The 25,247-nt window shown below is 69.4% G+C and carries 21 protein-coding genes; 12 read left to right on the forward strand and 9 right to left on the reverse strand.

Features of this window, described 5'->3' with window-relative positions; translation table 11 throughout:
• Genes ACFRAQ_RS32985 through ACFRAQ_RS32995 form a run of 3 tightly spaced genes read left to right on the forward strand, consistent with a single transcriptional unit; the run spans position 1 to position 2,134 of the window.
• Positions 1 to 735, forward strand: coding sequence for an ABC transporter ATP-binding protein (locus tag ACFRAQ_RS32985; protein ID WP_379106718.1), 735 nt, complete (start codon positions 1 to 3; stop codon positions 733 to 735).
• Positions 732 to 1,520: an ABC transporter permease gene (locus tag ACFRAQ_RS32990; protein WP_379106720.1), complete on the forward strand. Its 789-nt coding sequence runs from the start codon at positions 732 to 734 to the stop codon at positions 1,518 to 1,520. The genes ACFRAQ_RS32985 and ACFRAQ_RS32990 overlap by 4 nt, the downstream gene beginning before the upstream one ends.
• Entirely contained in the window at positions 1,517 to 2,134 is a 618-nt protein-coding gene (locus tag ACFRAQ_RS32995) for a TetR family transcriptional regulator (protein WP_379106722.1), read from the forward strand. Before ACFRAQ_RS32990 ends, ACFRAQ_RS32995 begins: the two co-directional genes overlap by 4 nt.
• A 22-nt stretch (positions 2,135 to 2,156) precedes the next feature.
• Here the strand turns inward: ACFRAQ_RS32995 and ACFRAQ_RS33000 are convergent, their stop codons facing one another.
• From ACFRAQ_RS33000 to ACFRAQ_RS33010, 3 genes are read right to left on the reverse strand one after another with little or no spacing between them, the layout of a single operon-like run.
• Positions 2,157 to 2,378 carry a Trm112 family protein gene (locus ACFRAQ_RS33000; protein WP_379106724.1) on the reverse strand — a complete coding sequence of 74 codons (222 nt, stop codon included), beginning with the start codon at positions 2,376 to 2,378 and terminating at the stop codon, positions 2,157 to 2,159.
• A gap of 10 nt (positions 2,379 to 2,388) precedes the next feature.
• Positions 2,389 to 2,934 (reverse strand): GtrA family protein, encoded by a 546-nt coding sequence (locus ACFRAQ_RS33005; protein WP_379106726.1) that lies wholly within the window; start codon positions 2,932 to 2,934, stop codon positions 2,389 to 2,391.
• Positions 2,931 to 5,165 carry a hypothetical protein gene (locus ACFRAQ_RS33010; RefSeq protein ID WP_379106965.1) on the reverse strand — a complete coding sequence of 745 codons (2,235 nt, stop codon included), beginning with the start codon at positions 5,163 to 5,165 and terminating at the stop codon, positions 2,931 to 2,933. Before ACFRAQ_RS33010 ends, ACFRAQ_RS33005 begins: the two co-directional genes overlap by 4 nt.
• 434 nt (positions 5,166 to 5,599) lie before the next feature.
• Here ACFRAQ_RS33010 and ACFRAQ_RS33015 point away from each other — a divergent pair, with 434 nt between their 5' ends.
• The 3 genes from ACFRAQ_RS33015 to ACFRAQ_RS33025 all read left to right on the forward strand — a co-directional run bounded on the left by ACFRAQ_RS33015 (position 5,600) and on the right by ACFRAQ_RS33025 (position 8,372).
• Complete coding sequence (locus ACFRAQ_RS33015) at positions 5,600 to 6,631, forward strand: glycosyltransferase (protein WP_379106968.1); 1,032 nt, start codon at positions 5,600 to 5,602, stop codon at positions 6,629 to 6,631.
• A complete protein-coding gene (gene rffA, locus ACFRAQ_RS33020) occupies positions 6,628 to 7,767 on the forward strand; it encodes a dTDP-4-amino-4,6-dideoxygalactose transaminase (RefSeq protein ID WP_379106728.1) in 1,140 nt (379 codons plus the stop codon). Before ACFRAQ_RS33015 ends, rffA begins: the two co-directional genes overlap by 4 nt.
• A gap of 185 nt (positions 7,768 to 7,952) precedes the next feature.
• Positions 7,953 to 8,372 carry a hypothetical protein gene (locus ACFRAQ_RS33025; protein ID WP_379106730.1) on the forward strand — a complete coding sequence of 140 codons (420 nt, stop codon included), beginning with the start codon at positions 7,953 to 7,955 and terminating at the stop codon, positions 8,370 to 8,372.
• 119 nt (positions 8,373 to 8,491) lie between these two features.
• Here the strand turns inward: ACFRAQ_RS33025 and ACFRAQ_RS33030 are convergent, their stop codons facing one another.
• The gene (locus ACFRAQ_RS33030) at positions 8,492 to 11,455 is read right to left on the reverse strand and encodes an AMP-binding protein (RefSeq protein WP_379106732.1); all 2,964 of its coding nucleotides are present in this window, start codon (positions 11,453 to 11,455) and stop codon (positions 8,492 to 8,494) included.
• 345 nt (positions 11,456 to 11,800) lie between these two features.
• Here ACFRAQ_RS33030 and ACFRAQ_RS33035 point away from each other — a divergent pair, with 345 nt between their 5' ends.
• The 4 genes from ACFRAQ_RS33035 to idi all read left to right on the forward strand — a co-directional run bounded on the left by ACFRAQ_RS33035 (position 11,801) and on the right by idi (position 16,312).
• Positions 11,801 to 13,207, forward strand: coding sequence for a family 2B encapsulin nanocompartment shell protein (locus tag ACFRAQ_RS33035; RefSeq protein WP_357097030.1), 1,407 nt, complete (start codon positions 11,801 to 11,803; stop codon positions 13,205 to 13,207).
• A gap of 15 nt (positions 13,208 to 13,222) precedes the next feature.
• Entirely contained in the window at positions 13,223 to 14,746 is a 1,524-nt protein-coding gene (locus tag ACFRAQ_RS33040; protein WP_379106735.1) for a family 2 encapsulin nanocompartment cargo protein terpene cyclase, read from the forward strand.
• 106 nt (positions 14,747 to 14,852) lie between these two features.
• Positions 14,853 to 15,725, forward strand: coding sequence for a geranyl diphosphate 2-C-methyltransferase (locus tag ACFRAQ_RS33045; protein WP_379106737.1), 873 nt, complete (start codon positions 14,853 to 14,855; stop codon positions 15,723 to 15,725).
• Positions 15,722 to 16,312: an isopentenyl-diphosphate Delta-isomerase gene (idi, locus tag ACFRAQ_RS33050; RefSeq protein WP_379106739.1), complete on the forward strand. Its 591-nt coding sequence runs from the start codon at positions 15,722 to 15,724 to the stop codon at positions 16,310 to 16,312. The genes ACFRAQ_RS33045 and idi overlap by 4 nt, the downstream gene beginning before the upstream one ends.
• A 143-nt stretch (positions 16,313 to 16,455) precedes the next feature.
• On the opposite strand, the gene ACFRAQ_RS33055 is transcribed toward idi, so the two are convergent.
• From ACFRAQ_RS33055 to ACFRAQ_RS33065, 3 genes are all read right to left on the reverse strand, one after another.
• On the reverse strand, positions 16,456 to 17,703 hold the full coding sequence (locus ACFRAQ_RS33055) for a globin domain-containing protein (RefSeq protein ID WP_379106741.1): 1,248 nt from the start codon (positions 17,701 to 17,703) through the stop codon (positions 16,456 to 16,458).
• Positions 17,704 to 17,711: 8 nt separating this feature from the next.
• Positions 17,712 to 18,170 carry an Rrf2 family transcriptional regulator gene (locus ACFRAQ_RS33060; RefSeq protein ID WP_357288504.1) on the reverse strand — a complete coding sequence of 153 codons (459 nt, stop codon included), beginning with the start codon at positions 18,168 to 18,170 and terminating at the stop codon, positions 17,712 to 17,714.
• 187 nt (positions 18,171 to 18,357) lie between these two features.
• Positions 18,358 to 19,848 (reverse strand): NCS1 family nucleobase:cation symporter-1, encoded by a 1,491-nt coding sequence (locus tag ACFRAQ_RS33065; RefSeq protein ID WP_379106743.1) that lies wholly within the window; start codon positions 19,846 to 19,848, stop codon positions 18,358 to 18,360.
• Positions 19,849 to 20,065: 217 nt separating this feature from the next.
• Here ACFRAQ_RS33065 and ilvA point away from each other — a divergent pair, with 217 nt between their 5' ends.
• Positions 20,066 to 21,289 carry a threonine ammonia-lyase gene (gene ilvA / locus ACFRAQ_RS33070; protein WP_379106745.1) on the forward strand — a complete coding sequence of 408 codons (1,224 nt, stop codon included), beginning with the start codon at positions 20,066 to 20,068 and terminating at the stop codon, positions 21,287 to 21,289.
• A 15-nt stretch (positions 21,290 to 21,304) separates the two neighbouring features.
• Here ilvA and ACFRAQ_RS33075 read toward each other — a convergent pair whose 3' ends face one another.
• Together ACFRAQ_RS33075 and ACFRAQ_RS33080 are read right to left on the reverse strand one after the other, a co-directional pair.
• Positions 21,305 to 21,628 carry a DMT family transporter gene (locus tag ACFRAQ_RS33075; RefSeq protein WP_379106747.1) on the reverse strand — a complete coding sequence of 108 codons (324 nt, stop codon included), beginning with the start codon at positions 21,626 to 21,628 and terminating at the stop codon, positions 21,305 to 21,307.
• Positions 21,629 to 21,729: 101 nt separating this feature from the next.
• Positions 21,730 to 24,720 carry an ATP-binding protein gene (locus tag ACFRAQ_RS33080; protein ID WP_379106749.1) on the reverse strand — a complete coding sequence of 997 codons (2,991 nt, stop codon included), beginning with the start codon at positions 24,718 to 24,720 and terminating at the stop codon, positions 21,730 to 21,732.
• 156 nt (positions 24,721 to 24,876) lie between these two features.
• Between ACFRAQ_RS33080 and ACFRAQ_RS33085 the strand changes: the two genes are divergently transcribed.
• A complete protein-coding gene (locus ACFRAQ_RS33085; protein WP_379106751.1) occupies positions 24,877 to 25,224 on the forward strand; it encodes a VOC family protein in 348 nt (115 codons plus the stop codon).
• Positions 25,225 to 25,247: the final 23 nt, after the last annotated feature.

The raw sequence follows: 25,247 nt of genomic DNA on the forward strand, positions 1-25,247 counted from the left end.
GTGACGGCACCAGCGACAACCACCGACGCCATCGCCATCGAGCACCTGGAGGTGCGCCGCGGCGGGCATCAGGTGCTGCAGAACATCTCCCTGACCGTGCCGAAGGGCAGCATCACCGGACTACTCGGACCGTCGGGGTGCGGCAAGACGACGCTCATGCGCAGCATCGTCGGCACGCAGATCATCGAATCCGGCACCGTGCGGGTGCTCGGCGACGAGGCCGGATCGCGCGCGCTGCGGCGGCGGGTCGGGTACGTGACCCAGGCGCCCAGCATCTACGACGACCTCACCGTCGCCGACAATGTGGCCTACTTCGGCGCGCTCTACGGGGCCTCGCGCGCCGACGTCGACACCGCCCTGGCCGCGGTCGGTTTGAGCAGTCACTCCGGCCATCACGGCAGCGAGCTGTCGGGCGGGCAGCGCACCCGGGTGTCCCTGGCCTGCGCGCTGGTGGCCGACCCGGAGCTGCTGGTGCTCGACGAGCCGACCGTCGGCCTGGACCCGGTGCTGCGCGCCGATCTGTGGGAGCAGTTCGACGCGCTCGCCAAACAGGGCCGGACGCTGCTGGTGTCCAGTCACGTCATGGACGAGGCCGAACACTGCGATCGGCTGCTGCTCATGCGCGAAGGCCGCCTGCTGGCCCAGCTCACCCCCGCCGAATTGCGTTCCGACACCGGCGAATCCAGTCTGGAGAACGCCTTCCTCAAGCTGATCCGGATGGGAGAAGAGCTGTGACCGCGACCCTTTCGCGCCCGGCGGGCCCGCGCCCGTTGCGCTGCTACACCGCCACCACGGTGCGCATCCTGCGGCAGTTGCGCGCCGACCACCGCACCGTCGCCATGATCGTGCTGGTGCCCGCGCTGCTCATGACGCTGCTGTACTTCGTGTACAAGAACTATCCGATGATGCCCGGCGCGCCCCGGCTGTTCGATCGGATCGGCATCACCATGCTCGGCATCCTGCCGTTCGTGGTCATGTTCCTGATCACCGCCATCGCCATGCAGCGCGAACGGGTCTCGGGCACCCTCGAACGGCTGATGACCACCCCGCTGTCCAAGCTGGATCTGCTCGCCGGGTACGGCACCGCGTTCTCCATCGCGGCGGCCGCGCAGGCGGGGGTGGCGTGCCTGGTGGCGTTCTGGCTGCTGGGCCTGAACGCGGCGGGCAGTCCCGCGCTGGTGGTGCTGATCGCGGTCATCGACGCGGTGCTCGGCGTCGCGCTGGGCCTGCTGGCGAGCGCATTCGCCCGCACCGAGTTCCAGGCCGTGCAGTTCATGCCGGTGATCGTGCTGCCGCAATTCTTTCTGTGCGGGCTGCTGGTGCCGCGTGGTCAGCTGCCGAACTGGCTGGAGGCGATCAGCAATGTGCTGCCGCTCAGCTACGCCGTCGACGCGCTCGAGCAGGTGTCGACGCATACCGGAGCGACGGGCCAGATGTGGCGCGACATTCTGATCGTGGCCGTGTTCGCTGCGGTGGCGTTGGTTTTGGCGGCCGCGACCCTACGTCGGCGGACCGCGTGACGGGTGGCTCCGGCACGCGCAGCGGCCGCCGTCCCGGCAACTCCGGCACCCGGGAGGCGATTCTCGACGCCGCCCGGGTGCGGTTCGCCGAGGTCGGCTTCGACAAGGCCTCCATCCGGTCGATCGCGACCGCGGCCGCCGTGGATCCGGCGCTGGTGCACCACTACTTCGGCACCAAGCACCAATTGTTCGCGGCGGCACTGCAATTGCCGATCGACCCGCAGGAGATCCTGGCCGGATTCGCCCTGGTCCCCCTGGAACAGCTGGGCGAGCACATCATCCGCACGGTGGTCGGCATCTGGGACTCCCCCGTCGGCATGCCCGCCGTCGCCGCCTTCCGCAGCATGCTCGCCAGCGACGATCCCACGCTGGCGCGCACCTTCCTGCTGGAGGTGGTGCTGAAAGAGATTCGCCCGCGCGTGGATTCGCCGCCCGGCACCGGCGCGCAACGCGCGGTCCTGGCGGCCTCGCAGCTCGCGGGGCTGCTGGTGACCCGCAAGATCCTGCGGCTGGAACCGATCGCCTCGATGCCGATCGACCAGCTGGCCGGCGCCATCGGTCCCACGCTGCAGCGCTACTTCACCGGGGACCTCGACGGGCTCACCGCGGGCTGAGCGAACTCAGCCCGGGCCGTGATCAGTCCTGGCCCAGGAACAGAATGTGCTCGTCGTCGGAGACATCGCGGGCCTCGTCCACGAGCAGGACCGGGATGCCGTTGTCGACCGGGTAGGCGCGGCGCAGGCGCGGGTTGTAGAGCACGGTGTCACCGGTGGCGGTGTGGACCAGCTGCAGGGGGCCCTTGTCCTGCGGGCAGGCCAACAGGGTCAGCAGGGTGGGGTCCAGGATTTCCTCCGACATGTCCGACAACCTACCGGTCGGGCGTCGCGGCGACGGAATCGGCGGGGCGGCGGAAGCTGATGTGGCGGTGGCCGAAGAAGCTGGCCACCGCGACCAGGCCCATGACCACGACCGCGGCCGGTTCGGCCGGGGCGTGCGCCAGCGAGACGGCCAGCTGCAGCAGCACCATGTTCAGCACCATGCCGACGGCGTTCACGCCGACGAAGGCCACGAAGTCGCGCAGCACGTGGCCGCGCACCCGGAACACCAGGGTGCGGTGCAGGGCGAAGGCGATCACCATGCCGACCGCGTAGGCCAGCGCCACCGACAGGGCCGCGGCCACATCCTTGGACACCGTGTCGCCGAGCACGGTCAGCCAGACGATGGTGAGCACCATGCCCATCAGCGTGTTGAACCCGCCGACCAGCGCGAAGGCCACCTCCTGGCGGCGAACCAGGCGCAGCAGCGGACCGGCCGGCGCGTTCTTGCCGTGCCCGGGCGCGCTCGCATCAGGGCCGGGCGAGTGGCCGGCGGTGACCGCCGTGTTGTCGGCCGGCCGGTGCTGCGCGTCGGTCACTTCGACGAACCCACCAGTTCGCGATCCTGCTCGTCGTCGAGCTGTTCGGCGGCGGGCGCGTCCGCGCCACGGCGGCGGGAACGGACGTAGAGCCACTGCAGCAGGCCCAGGCCGACGAGTCCGGCGCCGGCGCCGGCGATTCCGATCTTCCAGCCCGGCGGCCGCCAGCTCAGTTCCAGTTCGGCGTTGTCGGTGCCGGCCGGAATGTCCACGGCGACGAACACTTTCGACACGGTGTGGAACGGGATGGTCTTGCCGTCGAGGGTGACCCGGTAGCCGGGCCAGCCCAGGCGGGCGAAGGTGACGCGGCCGCCGGTCTCCGAGGACACCCGCACCCGGCTGGTGGTGTCGGTGTCCTCGATCGAGGTGGCGGTGACGTCGTGGGCGTCGCCGACGCGGCCGTTGACCGTGGAGATCGGGCCGTTGTCGCGTTCGAGCACCCAGATGTACTTCTCGTGGCCGGGAACGTCCACGAAATGCCAGCCCTCGGGGGCGGGCTGGTCACCGGCGTCGGGGAGCATGGCCTTCTGCAGCACCACCCGGTCGATGAGCATGAGGTCGGCCATGATTCGGCCGGTGGTCGGCTCGGGGCTGAACAGGCGGTGGTAGGCGTCGGGGCAGACGCTGGAATCCCAGCGCATGCAGAGCATCTCGCCGAAGTAGAAGTGCCCGTTCGGGGTGTACCCGTTGACGTAGTCCTTTTCCAGGTCCTTGGCGTAGTTGCCCCACACCAGCGATCCGTAGGCCCCGTCGAGGCTCTTGTCGGCGGGTTGCAGCAGGCCGCGTTCGGAGAGCTGAATGGTGGTGCCGCCGGAGAACTTCGGGAACGCGGCCATGGCCTCGGTGCGATTCGCGGGCAGGTTCCACGACATCGGGGTGGGCTGCACCCACCACACCTGGAACCAGGCGATGGGCACCATGGCGGCGATCACCAGCGCGGTGGCCCCGGACGCGCCGCGGGTGCGGCCCAGCCACACCGCGCCGAATCCGAGCGCGATCACGACCGCCGCCGAGCCCAGATGCCACAGCACCTGATGCGGGTCGGCGGAGAAGGTGCGCACCCACAGGGCGAGGACCAGCACCAGCGCAGCGATGATCCGGTTGTTGCGATCCTTCAGCGTGGCGAAGCGGCCCAGCAGCACGCACACCAGCACCAGCAGCCCGAGCGCCAGCATGGGCAGCACGCGGGCGGGCCAGCGCAGCGGGCCGACGGTGCCGGGCCCGGCGGTCCACATCAGCGCCATCAACGCGAACAGGGCGATGGCGACGAACTGCTTCCAGTGTTTCTGCGCCGCCTTCCAATCCACGAAGGCCAGCGCCGGGATCAGGAACCAGGCGATGTAGGTCATGGGCAGCGGCTGCACATAACCCCACCAGGAGTTGAACGCGGGCATGGTGGTGGGCAGGCTGGCGTTCAGCGACTCCGACCACGGCACGGTCAGGAACTGGTCGTTATTGATCTGCGAATTGCCGCGCCAGCTCACCTGCGCCGACAGCATCGACGGCAGGAAGGTCAGCAGGCCCGCCAGGCCCGCGCAGCCCGCGGCGGCGGCCAGGCGCAGCAGCGGCCCGAACGCGGCGCGCCACTGCGGCCAGGTGCGCGGGCCGCGGACCACCAGGAAGCCGACGGCCACCGCGATGAGCATGAGCACGGCCTCGACCGCGGGGAACACGTACTGCACCGAGATGGCCAGGTACAGGTAGACGAAGACCGGGATCGGACCGCCCTCACCGCGCAGGTAGCGCTCCGAGGACGCCCAGGCATGGATCATCCACGCGGTGCCCGCCATGGCGGTGAACCAGCTGGCCTCGTCGAAGAACAGGAAGAAGCCGGTGAACGGCATGGCCACGCCGGCGACCGCGGCCCACTGCGGGCGCGCGCCGTACGCCAGGCAGACGCGGTACACGCCGAGCCCGGTGATGATCGCGTAGATCGCCTTCACGATGGTGGCGTACAGGGCCAGGTTCGGCACCGAGGGCGCGATCAGGTCGATCAGCAGCTGCGGCGGGTTGAACAGTCCCGCTTCCTCATTGGTGTAGTTGCCGGTCATCCACTGCTGCGGCTGCAGCAGCGGGAAGTGGCCTTCGCGGAAGGCGCGGCCGAAGAACACCCACAGTCCGGTGTACTGGGATTCGGTGTCGTCGGTGAAGAAGTGGCGGGGATTGGCCAGCACCACGGCCAGGTAACCGAGGATCACGCCGAGGGCGGTCACCCCGCCCCAGCGATACACCTCGCGCCGGGTCGCGCGGCGCGCCGCGTCGTCTTCGTCCGGCCCGGATTCGGCGGCCCCGACCGCCTGGGAAACTGAGCTGTCCACCACGAGTTCCAGACCCTACAGGGCGGTGCTGTCGATGGCACTTACGCCGGTGCGTCGATGGCACTGACGCCGGTGCGCTGACGGCGGCGAATCCCGGGGGTCGTCCATCCCGCTTACGCCGATCCGTCGCGTCCGGCGGGGATGGGGAATGATGGGCCGATGTCAACACTTCGCGCCGAATGCCGCGCCGAGCAGCGTGTTAGAGTTCACGACGGCTCGGGCTCCGGTTTCCGGTGTGGAGTTCCGGCGCACTCCGTCATCGAAAGTACATTCAGCTGATGCCGATTCCGTCCGCCCGCACCTACGCGAGCGACCCCAGCGTGACCTCCGGCGAGCGCCCGGAGCGGGTGCACGCGGTCTCCGTCGTGGTGCCCGTGTACCGCGGTGAGGACACCATCGCCTCGCTGGTCAGTGAACTGGACAAGCTCGGCGAGCCGGTGACCACGCCGCGCGGCGCGAGCTTCCGGGTCGAGGAGATCGTGCTGGTGCACGATCACGGCCCCGACCGCTCCGACGTGGTGCTGCGCGAGCTCGCCGAGACCTACCCGCAGGTGCGGGTGGTGTGGCTGAGCCGTAACTACGGTCAGGACGCCGCCACCATCGCGGGCATGGCCGCCGCCCAGGGCGACTGGACGGTCACCATGGACGAGGACGGTCAGCACGATCCGGCGTTCATCGCCGAGTTCCTCGACGCCGCCCTCACCGAGCGCGCCGATCTGGTCTACTCCAAGCCGGTCAACACCCGCCCACACGGCTTCCTGCGCAACATCACCTCGCGCGGGGCGAAGCTGGTGCTGGCGACCCTGTTCGCCTTCCCCGACTCGACCCGCTTCGAGAGCTACCGGCTGATCCGCGGCGACATCGCGCGGCAGCTGGCCCGGGTGGCCTCCAACGGCGTGTACCTGGACGTGGCGCTCACCTGGGTGGTGGGTGACGTGGCTCAGGTGCCGGTGCAGCTGCGCGCCGAGGGCCGCGACGAGTCCGGCTACAACTATCGCCGGCTGTTCTCGCTGTTCTGGAAGATGGTGCTGTGCAGCGGAACCCGCGGCCTGCGCCTGGTCAGCATGCTGGGCGTGACGCTCGCGCTGGGCGGGCTCGGCATGGCGGGCTGGGTGGTCTACCACGCGCTCACCAACAGCGGCCGGGATCCGGAGGGCTGGGCGTCGCTGATGACGGTGCTGCTGCTGTGCTCGGGCGCGGTGCTGTTCTCTCTGGGCCTGATCGCCGAATACCTCGGGGTGGCACTGCATGTGCTGGTCGGTAAGCCCCTGTATCTGACGGTGGATTCGCCGACGCCGCGCCCGGAGCAGGGCGTGGGCGCCGGAATCCGCCACACCGCAACTCGTTTCGACGGTATCGAGGGGGATCCCCGCGCGTGAGCAGTGACCGCATCATCTTCAGCCGCCCGTTCCGCGCCGCGCGCGAGCTGCCGAATGTGGAAGCCGTGCTGACGTCGGATCACAGCCACGGCGACGGTCCGTTCACCGCCGCGGCGACCGCGAAGCTGCGCGACATCACCGGCGCGCCGCACGCGCTGCTGACCACCTCCTGCACGCACGCGCTCGAAATGGCAGGGCTGCTGCTGGAACTCGGGCCCGAGGACGAGGTGATCGTCCCGAGCTTCGCGTTCACCTCGACCGCCACCTCGATGGCATTGCGCGGCTCCACCGTGGTGTTCGCCGACATCGATCTCGCGACCGGCAGCCTGGACCCGGAGTCGGTGGCCGCCGCGGTCACCCCGCGCACCAAGGCCGTGGTGGTCATCCACTACGGCGGTGTGGCCGCGGATATGGAAGGGCTGCAACGGCTGGCGGACGCGCACGGTTTCGCCATCATCGAGGACAACGCGCACGGCCTGGGCGGCTCCTACCGCGGCCGTCCGCTCGGCAGCATCGGCACGGTGGGCGCGCTGTCGTTCCACGACACCAAGAACGTGCACTGCGGTGAGGGCGGTGCGGTGCTGCTCACCGATGAGATCCTCATGGCGCGTGCGGAGATCATTCGCGAGAAGGGCACCGACCGGGCGCGGTTCCTGCGCGGCGCGGTGGACAAGTACTCGTGGCAGGACATCGGATCCTCGTATCTGCCCAGTGAATTGAACGCGGCGGTGCTGGACGCGCAGCTGGCGGAGTTCGACACCATCCAGCGCAACCGGCACCGGGTGTGGGACCACTACGCGGCGACGCTGCCGGAGTGGGCCGCCCGCAACGATATTCGGCTGATGTCGGTGCCGTCGGACCGGGAGCACACGGCGCACCTGTACTACCTGCGGGTCCCGACCGAGGAGCGCCGGGACGCGCTCATCGCGCATCTGTCGGGTCTGGGCATCGTGGCCCCGTTCCACTACGTGCCCCTGGACTCCTCCCCCGCCGGTTTGAAGCTGGGCCGCACGCCGAATCCGTGTGCGCGCAGCGCCGAGTTCTCCGCCACCCTGGTCCGGCTGCCGCTGTGGCCGGGCCTGACCGAGGCTCAGCTGACCCGGGTCGTCGAGGGCGTCACGAGCTTCGCCGTCTAGCCCTGCGGGACGCCCGGAACGCATACCTGGTACCGCGAGTCACGGTCCCAACCTGGGCATATGACCAACTGTGAGCTGAAAATTTTCTGAGAGAATTTTTCTCGAAATCGCTCACAGGGAGTGTGGAGCGGATACCTTTCACATCCAGTCGGCGCGTCTGGCCGACAGGATTGAGAGGTAGACACATGGGCAAGATGCGAGCTGGTTACGGTGTGGGCGCGTTCGGCGCCATGGCCGCTGTCGCGGTGCTGGCGGCACCCAACGCCAACGCGCTCATCAACAATGTGATCGTCGCGAGCCAGAACCCGGTGGTCGGGTGCTCGTACCTGGTCACCGCGAACACGACGATCGGCGGCAGCCTGTTCACCGTCACCTTCCTCGACAACGGCGTCGAGTTCGGCAAGTCCAGCGTGGTCCTGGCCGCGAACCAGGCCACCATCAACTGGACCCCGAAGACCGCGGGCAAGCACACCATCACCGCCAAGCAGGAGCTGATCAGCAGCCAGTCGACCGACGTCACCGTCTCCGAGCAGAGCATCGTGTCGAAGCTGCTCGGCACCGGCAGCGCCTCCTGCACCTCACAGAGCAGCCTGAGCGCTCAGTAATCCGCCACATCGGCTCGACGCCCCCGGAGACTTCCTCCGGGGGCGTTCGCCGTTCGAGCGGGCAGACTGCACGAAAAAAGCGCCCCGGCACGGATGCCGGGGCGCTTCTCAGGGGTCGATCAGGCGAACAGACGCGACGCCAGTTCGGGGGTGAGCACCTCGTAGGCGTCGGTGGTGCGGTTGTACCACCAGGTCCGGTCGTCGGGCTCGGCCCGGCCCGCGGCCTGGACCGCGCGGGTGGAGGGCCGGAAGGTGGAGCTGCGCGGAATGTCGTCGACCACGTAGACGATGTCGGGCCGCTGCTCCGGGGCCAGGGCCCGGACCGCCTCGGTGACGTCCTTGGGGGCCAGACCGAATCCCTGGCGGACGCTGACCGCGGCCACCGCCAGCACGCGGTCGCGCGCCGGGAGGGCGAAGGCCACCTCCATGTCGACCGCGGTGATGTCGTTGAGGACGTCCACGATCGGCTGGGTGTAGACCGGACCGCGCGGCGTGGGGATCACCGTGTCGCGGCGGTCCATCAGCCAATAGTCGCCGTCGCTGTCGCGGCGGAAGAGGTTCTCGGTCGGCATCCAGGCGTCGCCGGGAGTGAATACCCCGCGCAACCCTCCCGCGGACAGGTCGACGGTGTCGGTCACCGTGCCGATCAGCAGGCCCACCTCGTTGTCGGCGCAGCGCCGCGCGAAACCGCTGTCCTCGGTCAGGATCTCGTCGGTCAGCGGGTCGTAGGCGATGAGCTCCACCTTCGCGGTGCCCGGGACCGGTCGGCCCTTGGAACCGATCTTCGCGCCGGCCACGTTGGCCAGCACCACGTCACCCTCGATGGAGGCGTAGAACTCGACCACCTTGGCGGGGGTGAAGCGTTCCTCGGTGCGCCGCCACAGGCCCGCGGGCATGCCCGAGCCGATGAACAGGCGGATCGGGTGCGGGTGCCCGGCGACGAAGGTGTCGGTGTCGAGGATGTCGCGCAGCATGGTCCAGGTGTAGGTGACCACGGTGACGCCGTAGCGGTGCACCTCCTCCGCGAACCGGGGGGGCTCGAGCGAACGGGCCAGCGCGATGCGGCTGCCGCCGGCGACCGCGCCGCCCAGACTCACCAGCAATCCGGACGAATGGTGCAGCGGCGCAAGGCAGTACACGGTGTCGTGCCGGCCCAGGTCGGCGGCCGAGGCGGTGCCGAAGGCCGACAGCGCCCAGCGGTGGTTCGTCACGTACTTGACGTCGAACTTGTCGCCGGTGCCGGTGACCAGGATGAAGGCCAGCTCCCGGGCCAGGCCCGGATTCGGGCGGTACCAGGCGGGCAGCTCCACCTTGTCGGGGTCGATCTGTTCCATGTCGACCACGTCGGCGCCGAGCGGGACGTCCAGGTCGCGGGCATCGCCGCCGCCCAGCACCAGCACGCGATGCCCGGTGGCCGCGGCGCTGGCCAGGTTCTCCGGATCGGCGATGAGCAGCTTGGTTCCGGTCAGCTCGGCGATCTTGGACAGTTCGCTGCCCGGCGCGAGCAGCACCGCCACCGCGCCCAGGCGCGAGAGGGCGGCGATGGCGGCCAGGGCGCTGGGCCGGGTCTCCATGACCACGCCGACCCGGGTCGCGGGGCGCACGCCGACCGAGATCAGTCCGCGCACCACATTGTCGATGCGCTGGTTGACCGCCTCCTGGGTGTGCACGCGGTCGTCGAACAGGAACAGGTCCCGGCCGGGCGCGCGGCGGGCCTGCTCGGCGAGCAGGCGGCCCAGCGAGATCCGGGTGTGCGGCTGGATCATGCCCAGCCGGGTCAGCCGGGGCAGCGCGCGGGCGGCCTCGCTGGTGAGCTCGACGGTGCCGCGCAGGGTCTGCCCGGCCACGCCCTCGATGGTCTTGCCGACGCTGGTCCCGGCCTCGGCCAGGGTGCCCAGGGCGTGCACCACCCGGGTCAGCCCGGTGCGCGGGCCGCCGCGGGCCACCTCGGTGCTCATCCGCTCGACCTGCTCGGGCAACTCGCCGCGGCCGCTGACGTGGTTGACCCAGTCGCGGACCACGGGCCAGGTCTGCTTGGTGGCGGTGGATCCCGACACCAGTCCGAAATGCCCGGCCACGATGCTGGTTTCGTACACCTCGGCGTTCGGGGCGGCACGCACGATGCCGCGCACGGCGGCGGGCTGGCCGATGTCGTCGACCTCGCCGACGAAAGCCAGGATCGGGCACTTGATCTCGGCCAGCGAGATGAGCTGGTCGCGGATCACGAAGCCGCCCAGCATCATTCGATTGTGCTTGACGAACTGCTGCAGCAGGTCGGTGAGCGCCGGGCCCGGATAGCCGAGCCAGCCGTCGACCTCGAGGAAGCGGCGCTGGCGCTCCTTGGGCAGCAGCGCCTCACGATTGTGCAGCTGGCGCAGGAAGTCCAGCCGGGAGCGCACCGTCTTGACCGGGTCCAGAGCCTGGAAGCCCAGGCGCACCATGGAATCGGTGATGGGCAGCCGGTTCAGCACGTGGTCGGTGAGGAAATCCGCGGCGTCGGCGGCCAGCCCGTGCGGCAGACCGAACGGCATGCCGGCCACGGCGTCGACCGGGCTGCCGAAGGTCACGATGGACTCGATGCCCTTGCCGTAGCGGTAGGCCGCGGTCTGATACGCGAACATGCCGCCCTGCGAGTAGCCCATGAGATGGACGGCTCGCCCGGTGATCTCGGTGACGGTGTCGATGGCGCTCGAGACCGCCAGCACGTGGTCGGCGAGGTCGCGGTCCCAGCCGCCCTCCTCGGTGGCGGGCGAGCCGAAATCGACCACCCAGCAATCGATTCCGCCCTGGTGCAGAATGCCGACCGCCCCATCGGCGGCATTCACGTCCCAGATCTCGGCGGTCACCATGATGGGCGGCACCAGCACCACCACGGGGCGCTCGGCCCCGGTGTCATCGGGGAAGTAGTGCCGCAGGCGGTACATCCGCTTCCGCTCCACCACTTCGTACGGTGACGATTCGATGTCGTGAACCAGCCCCCCGAACCGGATCACCTCCAGCCCGTTCTGCGCGGTCGCGACCAGTCGCTCGATCGGACCCACGACGGACCTCGTATTGAATTTCACGGCTTCTCTCCCAGACATTTCCTGGCCTTGACCAGCGTCACCCGCCCCGACGCGTCCCGATGAGCTTGCCATACCCCCAGCCTACTGCGCTGGCGCTGTGACCAGCACCATGCGAGCTATTCGTGGCTAACCAAACCGGGCGTTCGGGGTTTACGGGATACAGCAACATTCCAGGCATCATGTTTTGCCTTTTGGGTCCGCCGCACCGGACGGAGCTCTACCATCGGTATCGCTGGAACGCAGTGTCGCGCTTGTCAATTCACTCACTTGTCTCATTTCCGCAGGCCCCGTCCGGGCCTGCTGCTCTGCCGTGGACTCCACCGCCCTCTGACCGCGGTGGCCCTTCTAGGTGAGGACCGCAGCATGACCATCGAATTGCCCATCGAGCTCACAAACGGCCAACGCAAGTCCCTCAGCACCGCGGCGGCCAGCCAGCTGGCCCACACCACCAAATCCGAACCGCAGATGCAGGGCATCAGCTCCCGCTGGCTGACCCGCTCCCTGCCGTGGACCCAGGTGAAGGGTGGTGTCTACCGGGTCAACCGCCGCCTCACCCACACCGTCGGCAACGGCGAGGTGGAGTACATCATCAACGGCCCGCACGCCCGGGTCATCCCGCTCGAGCTGCAGGAGCTGCCGCAGCTGCGCGGCTTCGACGACGAAGAGGTGCTGGCCGCCGTGGCCGGGCGCTTCGAGCAGCGGGACCTGCCCGCCGGCACCGTGGTCGCCGAATTCGGCAACCCCATGGACCAGGTGCTGCTTATCGTGCACGGCAAACTCTCCAAGATCGGCGCCGGCGAGTACGGCGAGACCACCAAGCTCGGCATGCTCGGCGGCGGCGACTTCTTCGGCGACGAGACCCTCACCAGCGGCGACGCCATCTGGCCGGTCACCATCAAGACGGTCACCCCGACCACCATGCTGGTGCTGGCCCGCTCCACCGTGGAGCAGCTCACCGAGAACATTCCCGCACTGGCGGAACATCTTTCCGCGGTGGCCACCGCGCCCGCGCTGCCGCAGAACAAGTACGGCGAGGCCGAGATCCTCATCTCCTCCGGCCATTCCGGGGAGCCGATGCTCGAGGGCACCTACGTCGACTACGACGACCAGCCCCGCCAGTACGAGCTGAGCCTGGGTCAGTCGGTGCTGCGCGTGCACACCCGCGTCGCCGACCTGTTCAACGATCCGATGGATCAGATCGAACAGCAGTTGCGCCTGACCATCGAAGCCCTCTACGAGCGCCGCGAATACGACCTGGTCAACAACCCGGACTTCGGTCTGCTCAACAACTGTGACCTCAAGCAGCGCATCTACACCGAATCCGGTGCGCCCACCCCGGACGATATGGACGACCTGCTGTCCATGCGCCGCAGCACCAAGCTGTTCCTGGCCCACCCCAAGGCGATCGCCGCGTTCGGCCGCGAATGTTCCAAGCGCGGACTGTATCCGGACCCGGTGGAGGTCGACGGCCATCGCGTGCCGGCCTGGCGCGGGGTGCCGATCTTCCCGTGCGGCAAGATCCCGGTCTCCGACACCCAGACCACGTCCATCCTCGCCATGCGGACCGGCGAGAAGGATCAGGGCGTGATCGGCTTGCACCAGACCGGAATCCCGGACGAGTACGAGCCCAGCCTGAACGTGCGATTCAAGGGCATCGACGATCAGTCGATCATCTCCTACCTGGTCAGCTGCTACTACTCGGCCGCCGTCCTGGTCCCCGACGCGCTCGGCATTCTCGACAATGTGCTGGTCGCCCGTCAGTCCGACTGAGCGAGGTGTCCACCCATGTCGGTGCTCTCCCGCGCCGCGGCCCCGCCTGCCACCCATGAGGTGGCGGCGGCCGTCGCCGCTCTGCTGACCAATCTCGACACCACCGCACCCGAGACCCTGTTCGCCGCCGCCGAAGCCGCGGCGGCCCAGGGTGATCGATCCCTCGGCCTCGCCGATCCCCGCCTCGGCGCGCCCGAGGAGCTCTCCCCCCGACGGCTGCTCGGCCCCTCAGGCCTCGGGGCCCCGAGTCTCCGCGTGAACCTACCCACCCCCGGGGTGATCACGGAGCTCGCGGGACAGGCATCGCGTCCGCCGTCGCCTGCCGGCGGCGCGGTGCCGACGCCGCGGCCGCCGATCTCCCCGGCCCGGCCGCGGGGTCCCATCCCCCGGTCCCTGGGTTCCGGGCGGATTCCCGCACCCCCGGCCACTCCGCCCGCCGTACCGGTCACCCCGGTCTCCGGTGCGGTTCCGAGTTCGGTTGACCCCCGCCCGTTCTCGCACGGACCGACCGGTATCGGGACTGCCTCCACCCATCGGGGCCGGCCGCGCGGGTCGATGATTCCCACGCTCTACTGTCCGCCGCCGGTCCGGGACAACCCCGCGCTCGCGGCGGCGGTGAATGTCGGAATCATCGCGTGGGCCGAGGAGATCGGGCTCTACGAGGGCCGGCTCGACGATCTCCGCAAGGCCGACTTCGGCCGGTTGATCATGCTCGCGCATCCGGACTGCGACGATGCGGACCGATTGCTGGCCGCCGCCAAATGCGCGGTCTCGGAGTGGTCGGTCGACGACTACTACTGTGAGGAGGACGCCAGCGACATCGCGCCGGACGGCACCAGGTCCAGCGCGGAGGCCGAGCTGGGCCCCCGGCTCGAATTGGCCGCCGCCGCCATGGATCCGGTGCACCTGCCACCCCGCTACCAGGTCAAGGTGGAGGAGGCGATGCGCGCCGATCCCATCCTGCGCGCCTTCCGCACCTCCTTCGAGCACCTGTCGCGGTTCGCGACCCCGGCCCAGGTGGCCCGGTTGCGCACCGAGATCGCGGGCTGGTTCATCGCGCTCGGCGCCGAGGCGGGCTGGCGGACGGCCGGCCGGATGCCGCCGGTGTGGGAATACCTGCTGAACCGGCAACCGCACAGCTTCCTGCCCTGTATGGCCCCGCTGGACGCGGTCGGCGGCTACGAGCTACCCGCCGCGGAGTACTCCGATCCGCGGGTCCGGCGGGTGGTCACCACCGCCGCGCTGGCCAGCCAGATGGTCAACGACCTCTACTCGATGGCCCGCGAGGACCTCTCGGGCGGACGGGAATTCAACCTCCCGACCGTGCTGGCCGCCGAGGAGAACTGTTCCCGGCGCGAGGCCGTGCGGCGCACCGCCGAGGTCCACGACGAACTGGTGCACCGCTTCGAGGCCGAGGCGGGCGCGCTCGCCGCCACCGGATCCCCGGAACTGCGCCGCTTCCTGACCGGGTTGTGGTCCTGGATGGGCGGCAACCGCGCCTGGCACGCGGACAGCCGCCGCTACAACGACAACCCCTGAGCCGCTCCACATTCCGAGTGATCCGGTCTTCCCGTCCCGCATCCCGATGTGTTCGTTCGCGCAGTACTTCCAGTGTCATATCACCCATTCGAGAGGATGACCTGCCATGACCGCGCTCCACCCCCAGACCGACGCCGTGCTGAAGACCGAGTATCAGAAATCGGTCGCGTCGTACTGGAACAACAACCCCAACGACGACCGGGTCAACACCAAACTCGGCGAGGTGGACGGGCTCTATCACCACCACTACGGCATCGGCGAACCCGATCTGTCGGTCCTCGAGGGTCCGGAGGAGACCCGTCAGGAACGCCTGGTCAAGGAACTGCACCGGCTCGAGACGGCCCAGGCCGACTTACTGCTCGACCAGCTCGGCGACGTCCGCCCCGGCGACGCGCTGATGGACGGCGGATCCGGCCGCGGCGGCACCAGCTTCATGGCCAACCAGCGTTTCGGCTGCCGGATGGACGGCGTCACCATCTCCGAGTACCAGGTGGGCTTCGCCAATGACCAGGCCCGCGAGCGCGGCGTCTCGGACAAGGTCGGGTTCCACTTCAAGAACATGCTCGACACCGGGTTCGAGTCCGGCTCCAAGCGCGGCATCTGGACCAACGAGACCACCATGTACGTGGACCTGTTCGAGTTGTTCGCCGAGTTCTCCCGGCTGCTCGAACCGGGCGGGCGCTACGTCTGCATCACCGGCTGCTCCAATGACGTGTTCGGCGCCCGGTCCTCCTCGGTGAGCTGGATCGACGCCCACTACGGCTGCAACATCCACCCGCGCAGCCAGTACTTCAAGGCGCTGGCGGCCAACAACCTGGTCCCGGTCGCGGTCAGGGACCTCACCCCGGACACCATCCCGTACTGGGAGCTGCGCACCCACTCCGAGCTCGCGACCGGAGTCGAAAAACCCTTCCTGACCTCGTACAAGGAGGGCAGCTTCCAGTACCTGATGATCGTCGCCGATAAGGTGGGCAGGTGACCGGCACCCTTGACGCATCCGGCACCACCCCGGTGGCGGCATCCGACGCCACCCCGGTGGCCGACCGTGAGACCCTGCTCGTCGAACTCGTCGACGAGCAGGGCGACGCGCGCGGAGCACTGTCGGTGGCGGCGGCGCACACCGCGCCCGGACAGCTGCACCGAGCGTTCTCGGTGCTGCTGTTCGACGCCGGTGGGCGGGTGCTGTTGCAGCAGCGGGCCGCGGTGAAGACCCGCTTCCCGCTGCTGTGGACCAATACCTGCTGCGGGCATCCCGAACCCGGGCAGCCGGTGCTGGAGGCGGCGGCCAAGCGGCTGCACGAGGAGCTCGGTGTCACCGCGGAACTGTCCGAGGTGGGCGCGTTCACCTACCAGGCCACCGATCCGAACACCGGCCGCGTCGAATTCGAGTACGACCACGTCGTGATCGGGCGGCTGGACGAGGCCGTCCCGCACCCGAATCCGGACGAGGTGGCCGATACCGCGTGGATCCGGCCGGACGCCCTGGCCGAGGATGTGGCGAACGAGCCCGCCCGCTACACACCCTGGCTGAGCGGAGTACTGAAGGTCATCGCCGCACGCGGCTGACCGCCACCGCCGACCGTCAGCGCCACCGCCGACCGTCGGCGCCGCCCGGCGACATCCCGCCGCCTGGCGCCCGGCGGCATCCCGCCGCCGGGCCGCACCACCACGGTGCGATGCGACCCGAGCAGCGCCCGGGCCGGTGGATATCAGGCGAGGGCGGGCTCGCGCTCCGCGTCCAGCAGCCAGTCGTTGGGCGCGAAGAGCTCGAAATGCACTCGGTCGGAAGGGATTCCGATGGATTCGAGCTGGGCGCGGACGTAGTGCAGGAAGCCGGTGCCGCCACACAGGTAGTAGTCCGCGTCCTGAGGGAGATCGATCCGGGTCACGTCGAGCAGGCCGTGGCCGTCCGCCTCGTACCAGGCGCGGAGATACACGTCCGCCAGCCGGGTAGCCAGATCGGCGACCGTCTCGCGCAGCGGGTGCGCGGTGGTGGAGCGGTCGGCGTGCAGGATGACGGTTCGGCGGGTAGGAGCTTCGGCCGCCAGGTATTCCAGAATTCCGGCCATCGGAGTCACGCCGATGCCCGCGGAGATCAGCACGACCGGCGTGGTGGCCTCGGTGTCGATCGTGAGATCGCCGAAGGGCAGCGTGATCTCGAGGGCATCGCCCACCACGACGGTGTCGTGCAGCCAGGTCGAGACCTCGCCGGCGGGCGTGCCCGCCTCGGCGAGCACCTTGCGCACCGTGAACGCGAGCCGGCCGTCGCCCCCGCGGTTGACCAGGCTGTACTGGCGCAGCTGACGCGCACCGTCGGCCAGCCGTGCACCGACCGAGATGTACTGTCCCGGTGCGAATCCGGGCAGCGGGGCCGCCGGGTCGGCGGACTCGACCACGAAGGTGGCCACACCCGAGGGGTCGTCGATGCGCTGCACCACGCGGGTTGCGCGGAACACGTCGCCGGGCTCGACCCCGGCCGCGTCGTAGAGCTCGCGTTCGAAATCGATGAGGGTCCGCGCCATCAGCCAGTACACGCGATCCCAGGCCGCGGCGATCTGAGCGGTCACCACGTCCGCGCCCAGCACGTCGACGATGGCGGCGAACAGGTGCTCGTGCACGATGCCGTACTCGGGTTCGGTGACGCCGAGCGAAGCGTGCTTGTGGCCGATGCGGGCCAGCAGTTCCCGTGGATGCGGCAGATTCGGGTCCACGAGGTGGGTGGCGAAGGTGGCGATGGAGGCGGCGAGAGCCTTCTGCTGCGCGCCGTCGTGCTGATTGCCGCGATTGAAGCGGTCGCGCAGCAGTTCTGGATGGGCGGCGAACATCTTGGTGTAGAACAGCGCGGTGATCCGGTCGATGTGCGCGGCCACCAGCGGCAGGGTCGCGCGGATCACCTCGGCATGCTCGGGTTCCAGGTCGACGGCGTTGTGCAGTGTGGAATCCGGCGCGAGCCTCATGAGGTCTCCTAGGTATCGATGAGTGCGACTGCCGGGAATACCGGCATATGCAGCAACTCCACGGTGCGCTGATCCACCAGATCGGACAGCAGGTACCGATCGAGCTCGGCATAGAATGCGTTCTGCGCGGCCCGGAGGACACCCCGCAATCGGCAGGCATTCGCGAGCGGGCACGGATTGTCACCGACGCAGTCGATGACTTCGTCGTCGCCTTCGAGGTGACGGACAATGGTGCCGATGGTGGTGGTTCGGCCGGCCTCGGTCAGGAAGATCCCGCCGGTGCGCCCCCGCTGCGACTCGACGTAACCGAGTTCAGCGAGTTTGGAGACGGCCTTGGCAACGTAGTTCTCGGAGGCGTTCACCTGTCGCGCAATGAGTTTGACGGTGACGCGTTCCTCGGCCCCACTACTGACCGCCAGCCGCATGAGCGACCGCAGGCCGAGATCGGTGAACCGGGAGAGCTGCATGAGATCCACCGTAGCTAATTCCGATTCCGAAAAGCAGATTATCTTGGTGTGCGCTTTAATACGTGAATCCGTGCGGATTATGTAACCTGCGCCACACCAATACACCACTCTTTATGACCAATACAGCAAATCCCTGGCAGCGACCGGCGCCGCTGCCAGGGATTTCGGTGAGGGAGAAGCGTTTCCCTCAGGCCGCGACCATCAACTTCGTGCGCGTGGCCAGCCCGTAGTAGATGACCAGCGCCAACCCGCAGCCGATGAACCAGCTGTACTGGGCCGCGGTGTGCATGCCGTACACGTTCTTGGCCAGCACCGGGAACACCGCCGCGATGGCGCCGATCACGGTGGCGATCACCGCGACCGGGTTGAATCCCTTGCGGTACCAGTACTTCCCGGTCTCGGCCATGGTGAACAGCTCGTCGACCACGATGGTCTTCTGGCGCACCAGGTAGTAGTCGGCGATGAGCACGCCGAACAGCGGCCCGATGAACGCGCCCAGCACTTCCAGGGTGTAGTGGATGACGTCGGGGTTGTTGTACAGGTTCCACGGCGTGATCAGCACCGACCCGACCGCCGCGATCATGCCGCCCATCCGCCAGGAGATCTTCTGCGGGCTCACGTGCGAGAAGTCGAAGGCGGGCGAGATGAAGTTCGCGACGATATTGATACCGACCGTGGCGATGGTGAAGGTCAGCGCGCCGAGCACGATCGCGAAGGTGGAGTCGATGCGCGAGACGGTCTCGACCGGATCGGTGATGAGCTCGCCGTACACCGGGATGGTCAGCGAGGCGGTGATCACCACGAGCAGTGAGAAGGCCAGGAAGTTGACCGGCAGCCCGAGCAGGTTGCCGCGTTTCACCGCCGCCATGGACTTGCTGTAGCGGGAGAAGTCGCCGAAGTTCAGCATGGGCCCGCAGAAGTAGGACACCACCAGCGCGATCGCGCCCAGCAGCACCGGCAGGGCGTCCCAGCCGTGGTACTTCACCGCGCCCAGCTGCAGGTCGATCGCGCCCCAGCCGGCCTTGTAGATCAGATAGCCGCACAGGAAGAACATGACGACATACACGGCGGGACCGCAGAAGTCGATGAACTTGCGGATGGACTCCATGCCCTGCCAGAACACCGCGGCCTGCACGATCCACAGCACCAGGTAGGCGCCCCAGCCGAGCAGCGACAGGCCGAGGAAGCCGTAGTCGCCGGACTTGGCGTAGGGGGCCAGGCTCGGAAAGAGCTTGACCGCCACCACGATCAGCGCGGCCGAGGCCAGGTAGGTCTGAATCCCGTACCAGGCCACCGCGATCAGGCCGCGAATGATGGCCGGGATATTGGCGCCCTTCACCCCGAAGGCGCTGCGGCACACGACCGGGTACGGGACGCCCGCGCGCTGGCTGGGCGCGGCCACGAGGTTGCACAGGAAATATACGATCGTGATGCCGATGAGCAGGGCGACCAGCACCTGCCAACCCGCCAGGCCGAGCGCGAAAAGGCTACCGGCGGTGACGTATCCGCCGACGCTGTGCACATCCGACATCCAGAAGGCGAAGATGTGGTACGAGCCCCAGGTCTGTTTCTTCAGGGGGGCGAGATCGTCATTGGTGAGCCTGAGGTCGTAGTCTGGAGCGGGCGGCGGCGCCGCTGATTCCGCACCCGCCGATGCGGGAGTGACGATGTCGGTCATGGGGTTGCATCCGATCCGAAAGCCGATGAGTGTGCTCAAGGTAGGAACGAGCCGTTCCCCATGGATTGCTTTTCGGTTTCCGGGTCATTGCGTGATCCGTATATCTTTTCCGACCAGCCCGTTCACACGTGCTTCACATTTCTCGGGCGCAGGGTGCGGAATTCGCCATTGTCCACCGCGTCGCGCCACCCCGCGGGTGAGGTGAATTCCTGGCAACATGGCGCGCATGGAGCTCATGGCGCGGATCGAGGCGGCGGCGACCCTGCTCGAACCGGTGATCCGCCGGACGCCCGTGGTCGGTTCGCGGGTGCTGGCGGAGCGGGTCGGGCACCCGGTGTGGCTGAAGTGCGAGAACCTGCAGCGCACCGGCTCGTTCAAGCCGCGCGGCGCCTACAACCGGATCGCGAATCTGTCGCCCGCCGAGCGGGAGCGCGGTGTGGTGGCGGCCAGCGCGGGCAATCACGCGCAGGGGGTGGCCTGGGCGGCGACCTCGCTGGGCCTCGAGTCCACGGTGTTCATGCCGGTCGGCGCGGCCCTGCCGAAGCTGGTGGCCACCCGTGCGTACGGCGCGACCGTGTACCAGGTGGGCGACACCGTCGACCAATGCCTTTTCGCGGCAAAGGAATTCGCCGATCGCACCGGGGCGACGCTGGTGCACCCGTTCGATCATCTCGATATCGTGGCCGGGCAGGCGACGGTGGGGCTCGAAATCCTCGACCAGCTCCCGGATGTCGGCACCGTACTGGTCCCCACCGGTGGCGGCGGCCTCCTGGCCGGTGTGGCGGCGGCCCTGCAACGACTGCGTCCGGAGGTCCGGGTGATCGGGGTTCAGGCCGCCGAGGCGGCCGCCTGGCCGGCCTCTCTGGCCGCGGGGAAACCGATTGCCCTGGAACAGATGTCCACCATGGCCGACGGCATCGCGGTCGGCCTGCCCGGCGAGGTTCCCTTCGAGCACGTCCTCGACTCCGCGCCCACCATCGTCACCGTCGACGAGGACGCCCTGTCCAGGGCCCTGCTGCTGTGCATGGAACGGGCCAAGCTGATCGTCGAGCCCGCGGGCGCGGCCGGTGTCGCCGCTCTGATGGCCTGCACCGCAGACGAACTCGCCCTCGAGGGCCCGGTCTGCGCCATCCTCTCGGGCGGCAATATCGACCCCCTGCTGCTGACCCGCGTCATCGGCCACGGCCTCAGCGCCGCGGGCCGCTACCTGGCGGCCCGCATCACCATCTCCGACCGCCCCGGCAGCCTGTCGCGTCTGCTGTCCGAGCTGAGCCGCACCGGCGCGAGCGTCCTCGACGTCGCCCACTCCCGCACCGGCGCCTGGCTCGGCATCGACGAGGTCGAGGTCCTCCTCACCCTGGAGACCCGCGGCCCCGCCCACCGCGACGAGGTCCTCACCACCCTCGCCGACGCGGGCTACGAGGTCCGGGTTCAGGACTGAGGTAGTCGCCGAACCTCAGTGCGCCCCACCGAGTTCCAATGCCAGCACCCCCGCGATGACCAACACGATCCCCCCGATCTGCACCGCCGTGATCCGCTCGTCCAAGAACAGCGCCCCGATGGTCGCCACCGCCACCACCCCCACCGCCGACCAGATCCCATACGCCACCCCGATGGCCATCCCCCGCTTCAACGCCTGCGAAAGAAAGTAGAACGCCGCCCCATACCCGATCCCCACGATCACCGACGGCACCACCTTGCTGAACCCGTCGGAGATCTTCAGCGACACCGTCGCCGTCACCTCACACGCGATCGCCAACGCCAGAAACACCAAGGTCATAGCCGAAGGATAACTGCCCGAACGACGCTCGGGCAGGCGGCGAGGAAGGCAGTGCAGGATCACCTCGCTGTCGGAGGCGGCGACCCCGCACTGCTGACCCGCTAGAGGTGCACCAGCGCGGTCATCGGGGCGACCCCCAGCGTCGTGAGCACGGCGACCCCGTCGGCCGCCTCCGCGCCACCGGCGAGAATCCTGGTTCGCGCCGCCTGATAGCGGCAGCCCGCGGCATCGAAAGTGGTTGCGGTGGACAGCAGCCGGTCGCGGTCCTTCGCCACCAGGGCCTCGGCGCGGTCGACGATGGCCGCGGCCACCGGGTTTCCGGCGACCGCGGTCCGAGCCTGGTCGAATTCACCTGAGGTCTCGGGATTCCCGGCGATCGCCGCCGCCTCGGCGTGCAGGGCGAGGTACCAGGGCAGCCAGGCGCCCGGCACGCGCTCGGCCGCCTCGGTGACGGTGAGTTCCGTGCGTTCCAGGGCATCCTCGGGCTGGCCGTGGTGGAGCATCAGGAGGGCGTCGAAGACCGCCTGGTAACCGTCGGCGTCGGCGGCCGGGGTGCCGAGTTGCTGGAGGACGCCGGTCCATTCGCGTTCGGCGTCGAAGTCGTCGCGCAGGCCGTGGATCATGCGGACCCCGGCCACCGCCGCGCCGAGGGCCGAGCGGGCGGGCCGGTCCTCGCGATGCCAGGCTTCGAGGAAGCGCGCCCCGTGGGTGAGGACGTCGTCGACGTTGCCGGCCAGGGCGTCCGCGACCAGGAGGCGGCTGGTGGCGGTGTGGCCGACCTCGGCCAGCATCGGGTGCTCGGCCAGTTGCCGCCCCCACCTCCGGGCCCCGGCGAGATCGCCTGCCCCGAGCCCGAATTCGGTGGCTTGGCCGAGCGCGTCGACCAGTTCGTGGGTGCCGACCGGGTTGTCCGGCGTGGTGGACAGCAGCCGGATGCGCCGCCGGGCGGTCGCCGCGGCGGCCCGCAGATCCCCGGCGCGACTCTGTGCGGCGGCGAGCGCGTCGAGGGCGGCCGATTCGGCGAACGGATCCCGGGTGCCGTGCGCGAGCTCGACGGCGCGTTCCGCCCGCGACAGCGCTTCCGGCGCAGCGATGTCCGAACCGCCCTGTGGCGCGGTGAACGGATTGGCGAAGACGATGGTCTCGGCCAATTCGACCGCCGCCCGGGCAGCCTCGGCCCGCACCGCGCCACCGGCACCCGCGCGAACAGAGCCGGCTCGCGGGCCTCGCGCCGACAGCGCGACTGTCGTCCGCGCGGCACAGGAGGGACCCGCCGACGCGTCGGCATCTCCCACCGGGATGCCTTCGGCCACAGCGATATCCGAGGCGGCGACAGCGGTCGGCGCATCGTCGTTCTCGGCGGGCGAGGCCGGGTCGATCAGCGCTCGTGCCGCGGTGATGAGCGTTTCCGCGTCACGCCGGTCAGGGAGGTGCTCGAACTTGCCCCAGAAGCGATAGGCGCAGGATGCGGCCGTGGCCAGGTCGATGGCCGCGGCGGCGGGATCACCGGCGCGCTGGGCGAATTCGGCGGCGGAGCGGTGCAGGCGGTACATGTCGTCGCCGTTGCCGCCGCAGCCCGCCGCGGCGGCCGACTGGCGGAGCAGGTCGGCGGCGACGGCGGGATCGTCGCAGAGGTAGGCGGCTTGTTCGTGGCGCCATTGGGATTCGCCGGTGTGGTGGCGGGCGAACAGCAGGCGGGCGAAGCCGCGGGCCAGTTCGAACGCGTCGGCCCGCTGATCCGGGCGTTCGAAGGCCCAGCCGAGGGCGGCGCGGAAATCGTCCGCGGCGATATCGAATCGGGGCCGCCAGCCGTCGCGGACGGACCCGAGCTCGGTGGCCTCCGCCGCGCACCAGCGCAGGTGGGCGGCGCGGGCGTCGTCGATCTCACCGGCGGTGTCGAGCTGTTCGAGGCCGTACTGGCGGATGGTCTCCAGGGCGCGGAACCGGGTGCCGGTCGGGGTGTCGGTGACGACGAGCAGGCTCTGCTCGGCGAGCCGCGCCAATCCGGCCGCGACCGTGCCCTTGTCGACGTCCGCGGCCGCGGCGGCCGCCTCGACGGGGAAGGCTGCCATGAACACCGAGATCCGGCGCAGCAGGGTGCGGTCCTCGGGTTCGAGCAGGGCGTGGCTCCAGTCGAGGGCGGCGCGGACCGAGCGATGCCGGTCGTCGGCGCGGGCGCCGCCCGACAGCATGCGTAGCTGGTCGTCCAAACCGGCGGTGAGGCCGTCCAATCCGAGGGAGGTCCAGCGGGCGGCGGCCAGTTCGATGGCCAGGGCCACGCCGTCGAGGCGCCCGCAGAACGCGGCGACCTGGTCGCGCAGCGCGTGGTTGGGCGGCCAGCCGCCGGCGGCCGCGCGATCCATGAACAGGGCGACGGCGTCCGAATCGCCGTCTCCGGCAAGCGACATCGGCGGCACGGTGTAGGCGTGTTCGAACGGCACCAGCAGGCGGGCGCGGCTGGTGGCGAGCACGCGCATGCCGGGGCAGGTGGCCAGCAGCTCTTCGATGAAGGGGGCCACGCCGTCGCGGACGTGTTCGCAATTGTCCAGGACCAGTAGGGCATTGCGGTCGGCGAGCGCGGCCAGCACGGCGCGGTCGAAGGGGCGGCCGGGCTGTTCGCCGATGCCGAGGGCCATGGCGACGGTGCCGGCGACCACGCAGGTGTCGGGGCTGGCGAGCGGCACCAGGTCGACGAACCACACGCCGTCGGCGAAATCGGCGGCCACCTCGGCGGCGACGGCGAGAGCCAGCCGGGTCTTGCCGACGCCACCCGGTCCGACCGCGGTCACCTGACGTTGTGTCCGCAGCAGTTCGGCGAGTTCGGCGCGTTCGCTGGTGCGTCCGATGAACGAGGTCAACGGTTTCGGGAGCACGGGCGCGGCCTGCGGGCTCGCGGTGCGAGTGGCGGCCGCGTGCTGGGCAAGGGCCCGGCGGTCGGGCACGTCGAGTTTGCGCAGCAGCGAGGAGACGTGGCTCTCCACCGTGCGCACCGAGATGAACAGTCGCGCACCGATCTCGGCATTGCTGAGGTGCTCGCCCACCAGGGCCAGCACCTCGGCTTCGCGGGTGGAGATTTCCAACGTCACAGCCATGAACCCAGTCTGCCGTATGGGATCGGCCGCGGCGGTACGGACGGGCTCGGTGTCGCTCTCCGTGGTGGATTCCGTGGTCGCCACGGATGTGACCGAGGGGTCCCGGCGGCGAAGCTGGAAGCACACCGAACGAACACCCTCTCACCAGGAGAAACAATGACCACCCAGGGCATCAAGACCGTGCTGCACCCCGTCGCCGACCTGGCCGCCGCCAAGACCGTGTACGCCGCTCTGCTGGGCCTCGAGCCGCAGACCGACTCCCCCTACTACGTGGGCTTCGAGGTCGAGGGCCAGCACATCGGCCTGGTCCCGGCGGGCAGCCCGCAGAGCCCGGAATCCCCCGTCTCCTACTGGCACGTCGCCGACATCGAGGCCAAGATCACGGCGCTCACCGCTGCCGGCGCGGCGGTGCAGCAGGCCGCCCGCGAGGTCGGCGGCGGCCGCCTGGTCGCCACCGTGACCGACCCCGACGGCAATGTCCTGGGCCTCATCCAGGACCGCTGACCACCCTCCCCCTCGCCCGATCC

The organism is Nocardia sp. NPDC056611 (assembly GCF_042792755.1).
Classification (GTDB): domain Bacteria; phylum Actinomycetota; class Actinomycetes; order Mycobacteriales; family Mycobacteriaceae; genus Nocardia.

Excerpts from the sequence above, each read along its gene's own strand:
- ACFRAQ_RS33000 (WP_379106724.1), bottom strand. The coding sequence starts at position 2,378 with ATGTCGGAGGAAATCCTGGACCCCACCCTGCTGACCCTGTTGGCCTGC.
- ACFRAQ_RS33025 (WP_379106730.1), top strand. The coding sequence starts at position 7,953 with ATGGGCAAGATGCGAGCTGGTTACGGTGTGGGCGCGTTCGGCGCCATG.
- ACFRAQ_RS33030 (WP_379106732.1), bottom strand. The coding sequence starts at position 11,455 with ATGTCTGGGAGAGAAGCCGTGAAATTCAATACGAGGTCCGTCGTGGGT.
- ACFRAQ_RS33035 (WP_357097030.1), top strand. The coding sequence starts at position 11,801 with ATGACCATCGAATTGCCCATCGAGCTCACAAACGGCCAACGCAAGTCC.
- ACFRAQ_RS33040 (WP_379106735.1), top strand. The coding sequence starts at position 13,223 with ATGTCGGTGCTCTCCCGCGCCGCGGCCCCGCCTGCCACCCATGAGGTG.
- ACFRAQ_RS33045 (WP_379106737.1), top strand. The coding sequence starts at position 14,853 with ATGACCGCGCTCCACCCCCAGACCGACGCCGTGCTGAAGACCGAGTAT.
- ACFRAQ_RS33055 (WP_379106741.1), bottom strand. The coding sequence starts at position 17,703 with ATGAGGCTCGCGCCGGATTCCACACTGCACAACGCCGTCGACCTGGAA.
- ACFRAQ_RS33060 (WP_357288504.1), bottom strand. The coding sequence starts at position 18,170 with ATGCAGCTCTCCCGGTTCACCGATCTCGGCCTGCGGTCGCTCATGCGG.
- ACFRAQ_RS33065 (WP_379106743.1), bottom strand. The coding sequence starts at position 19,848 with ATGACCGACATCGTCACTCCCGCATCGGCGGGTGCGGAATCAGCGGCG.
- ilvA (WP_379106745.1), top strand. The coding sequence starts at position 20,066 with ATGGCGCGCATGGAGCTCATGGCGCGGATCGAGGCGGCGGCGACCCTG.
- ACFRAQ_RS33075 (WP_379106747.1), bottom strand. The coding sequence starts at position 21,628 with ATGACCTTGGTGTTTCTGGCGTTGGCGATCGCGTGTGAGGTGACGGCG.
- ACFRAQ_RS33080 (WP_379106749.1), bottom strand. The coding sequence starts at position 24,720 with ATGGCTGTGACGTTGGAAATCTCCACCCGCGAAGCCGAGGTGCTGGCC.
- ACFRAQ_RS33085 (WP_379106751.1), top strand. The coding sequence starts at position 24,877 with ATGACCACCCAGGGCATCAAGACCGTGCTGCACCCCGTCGCCGACCTG.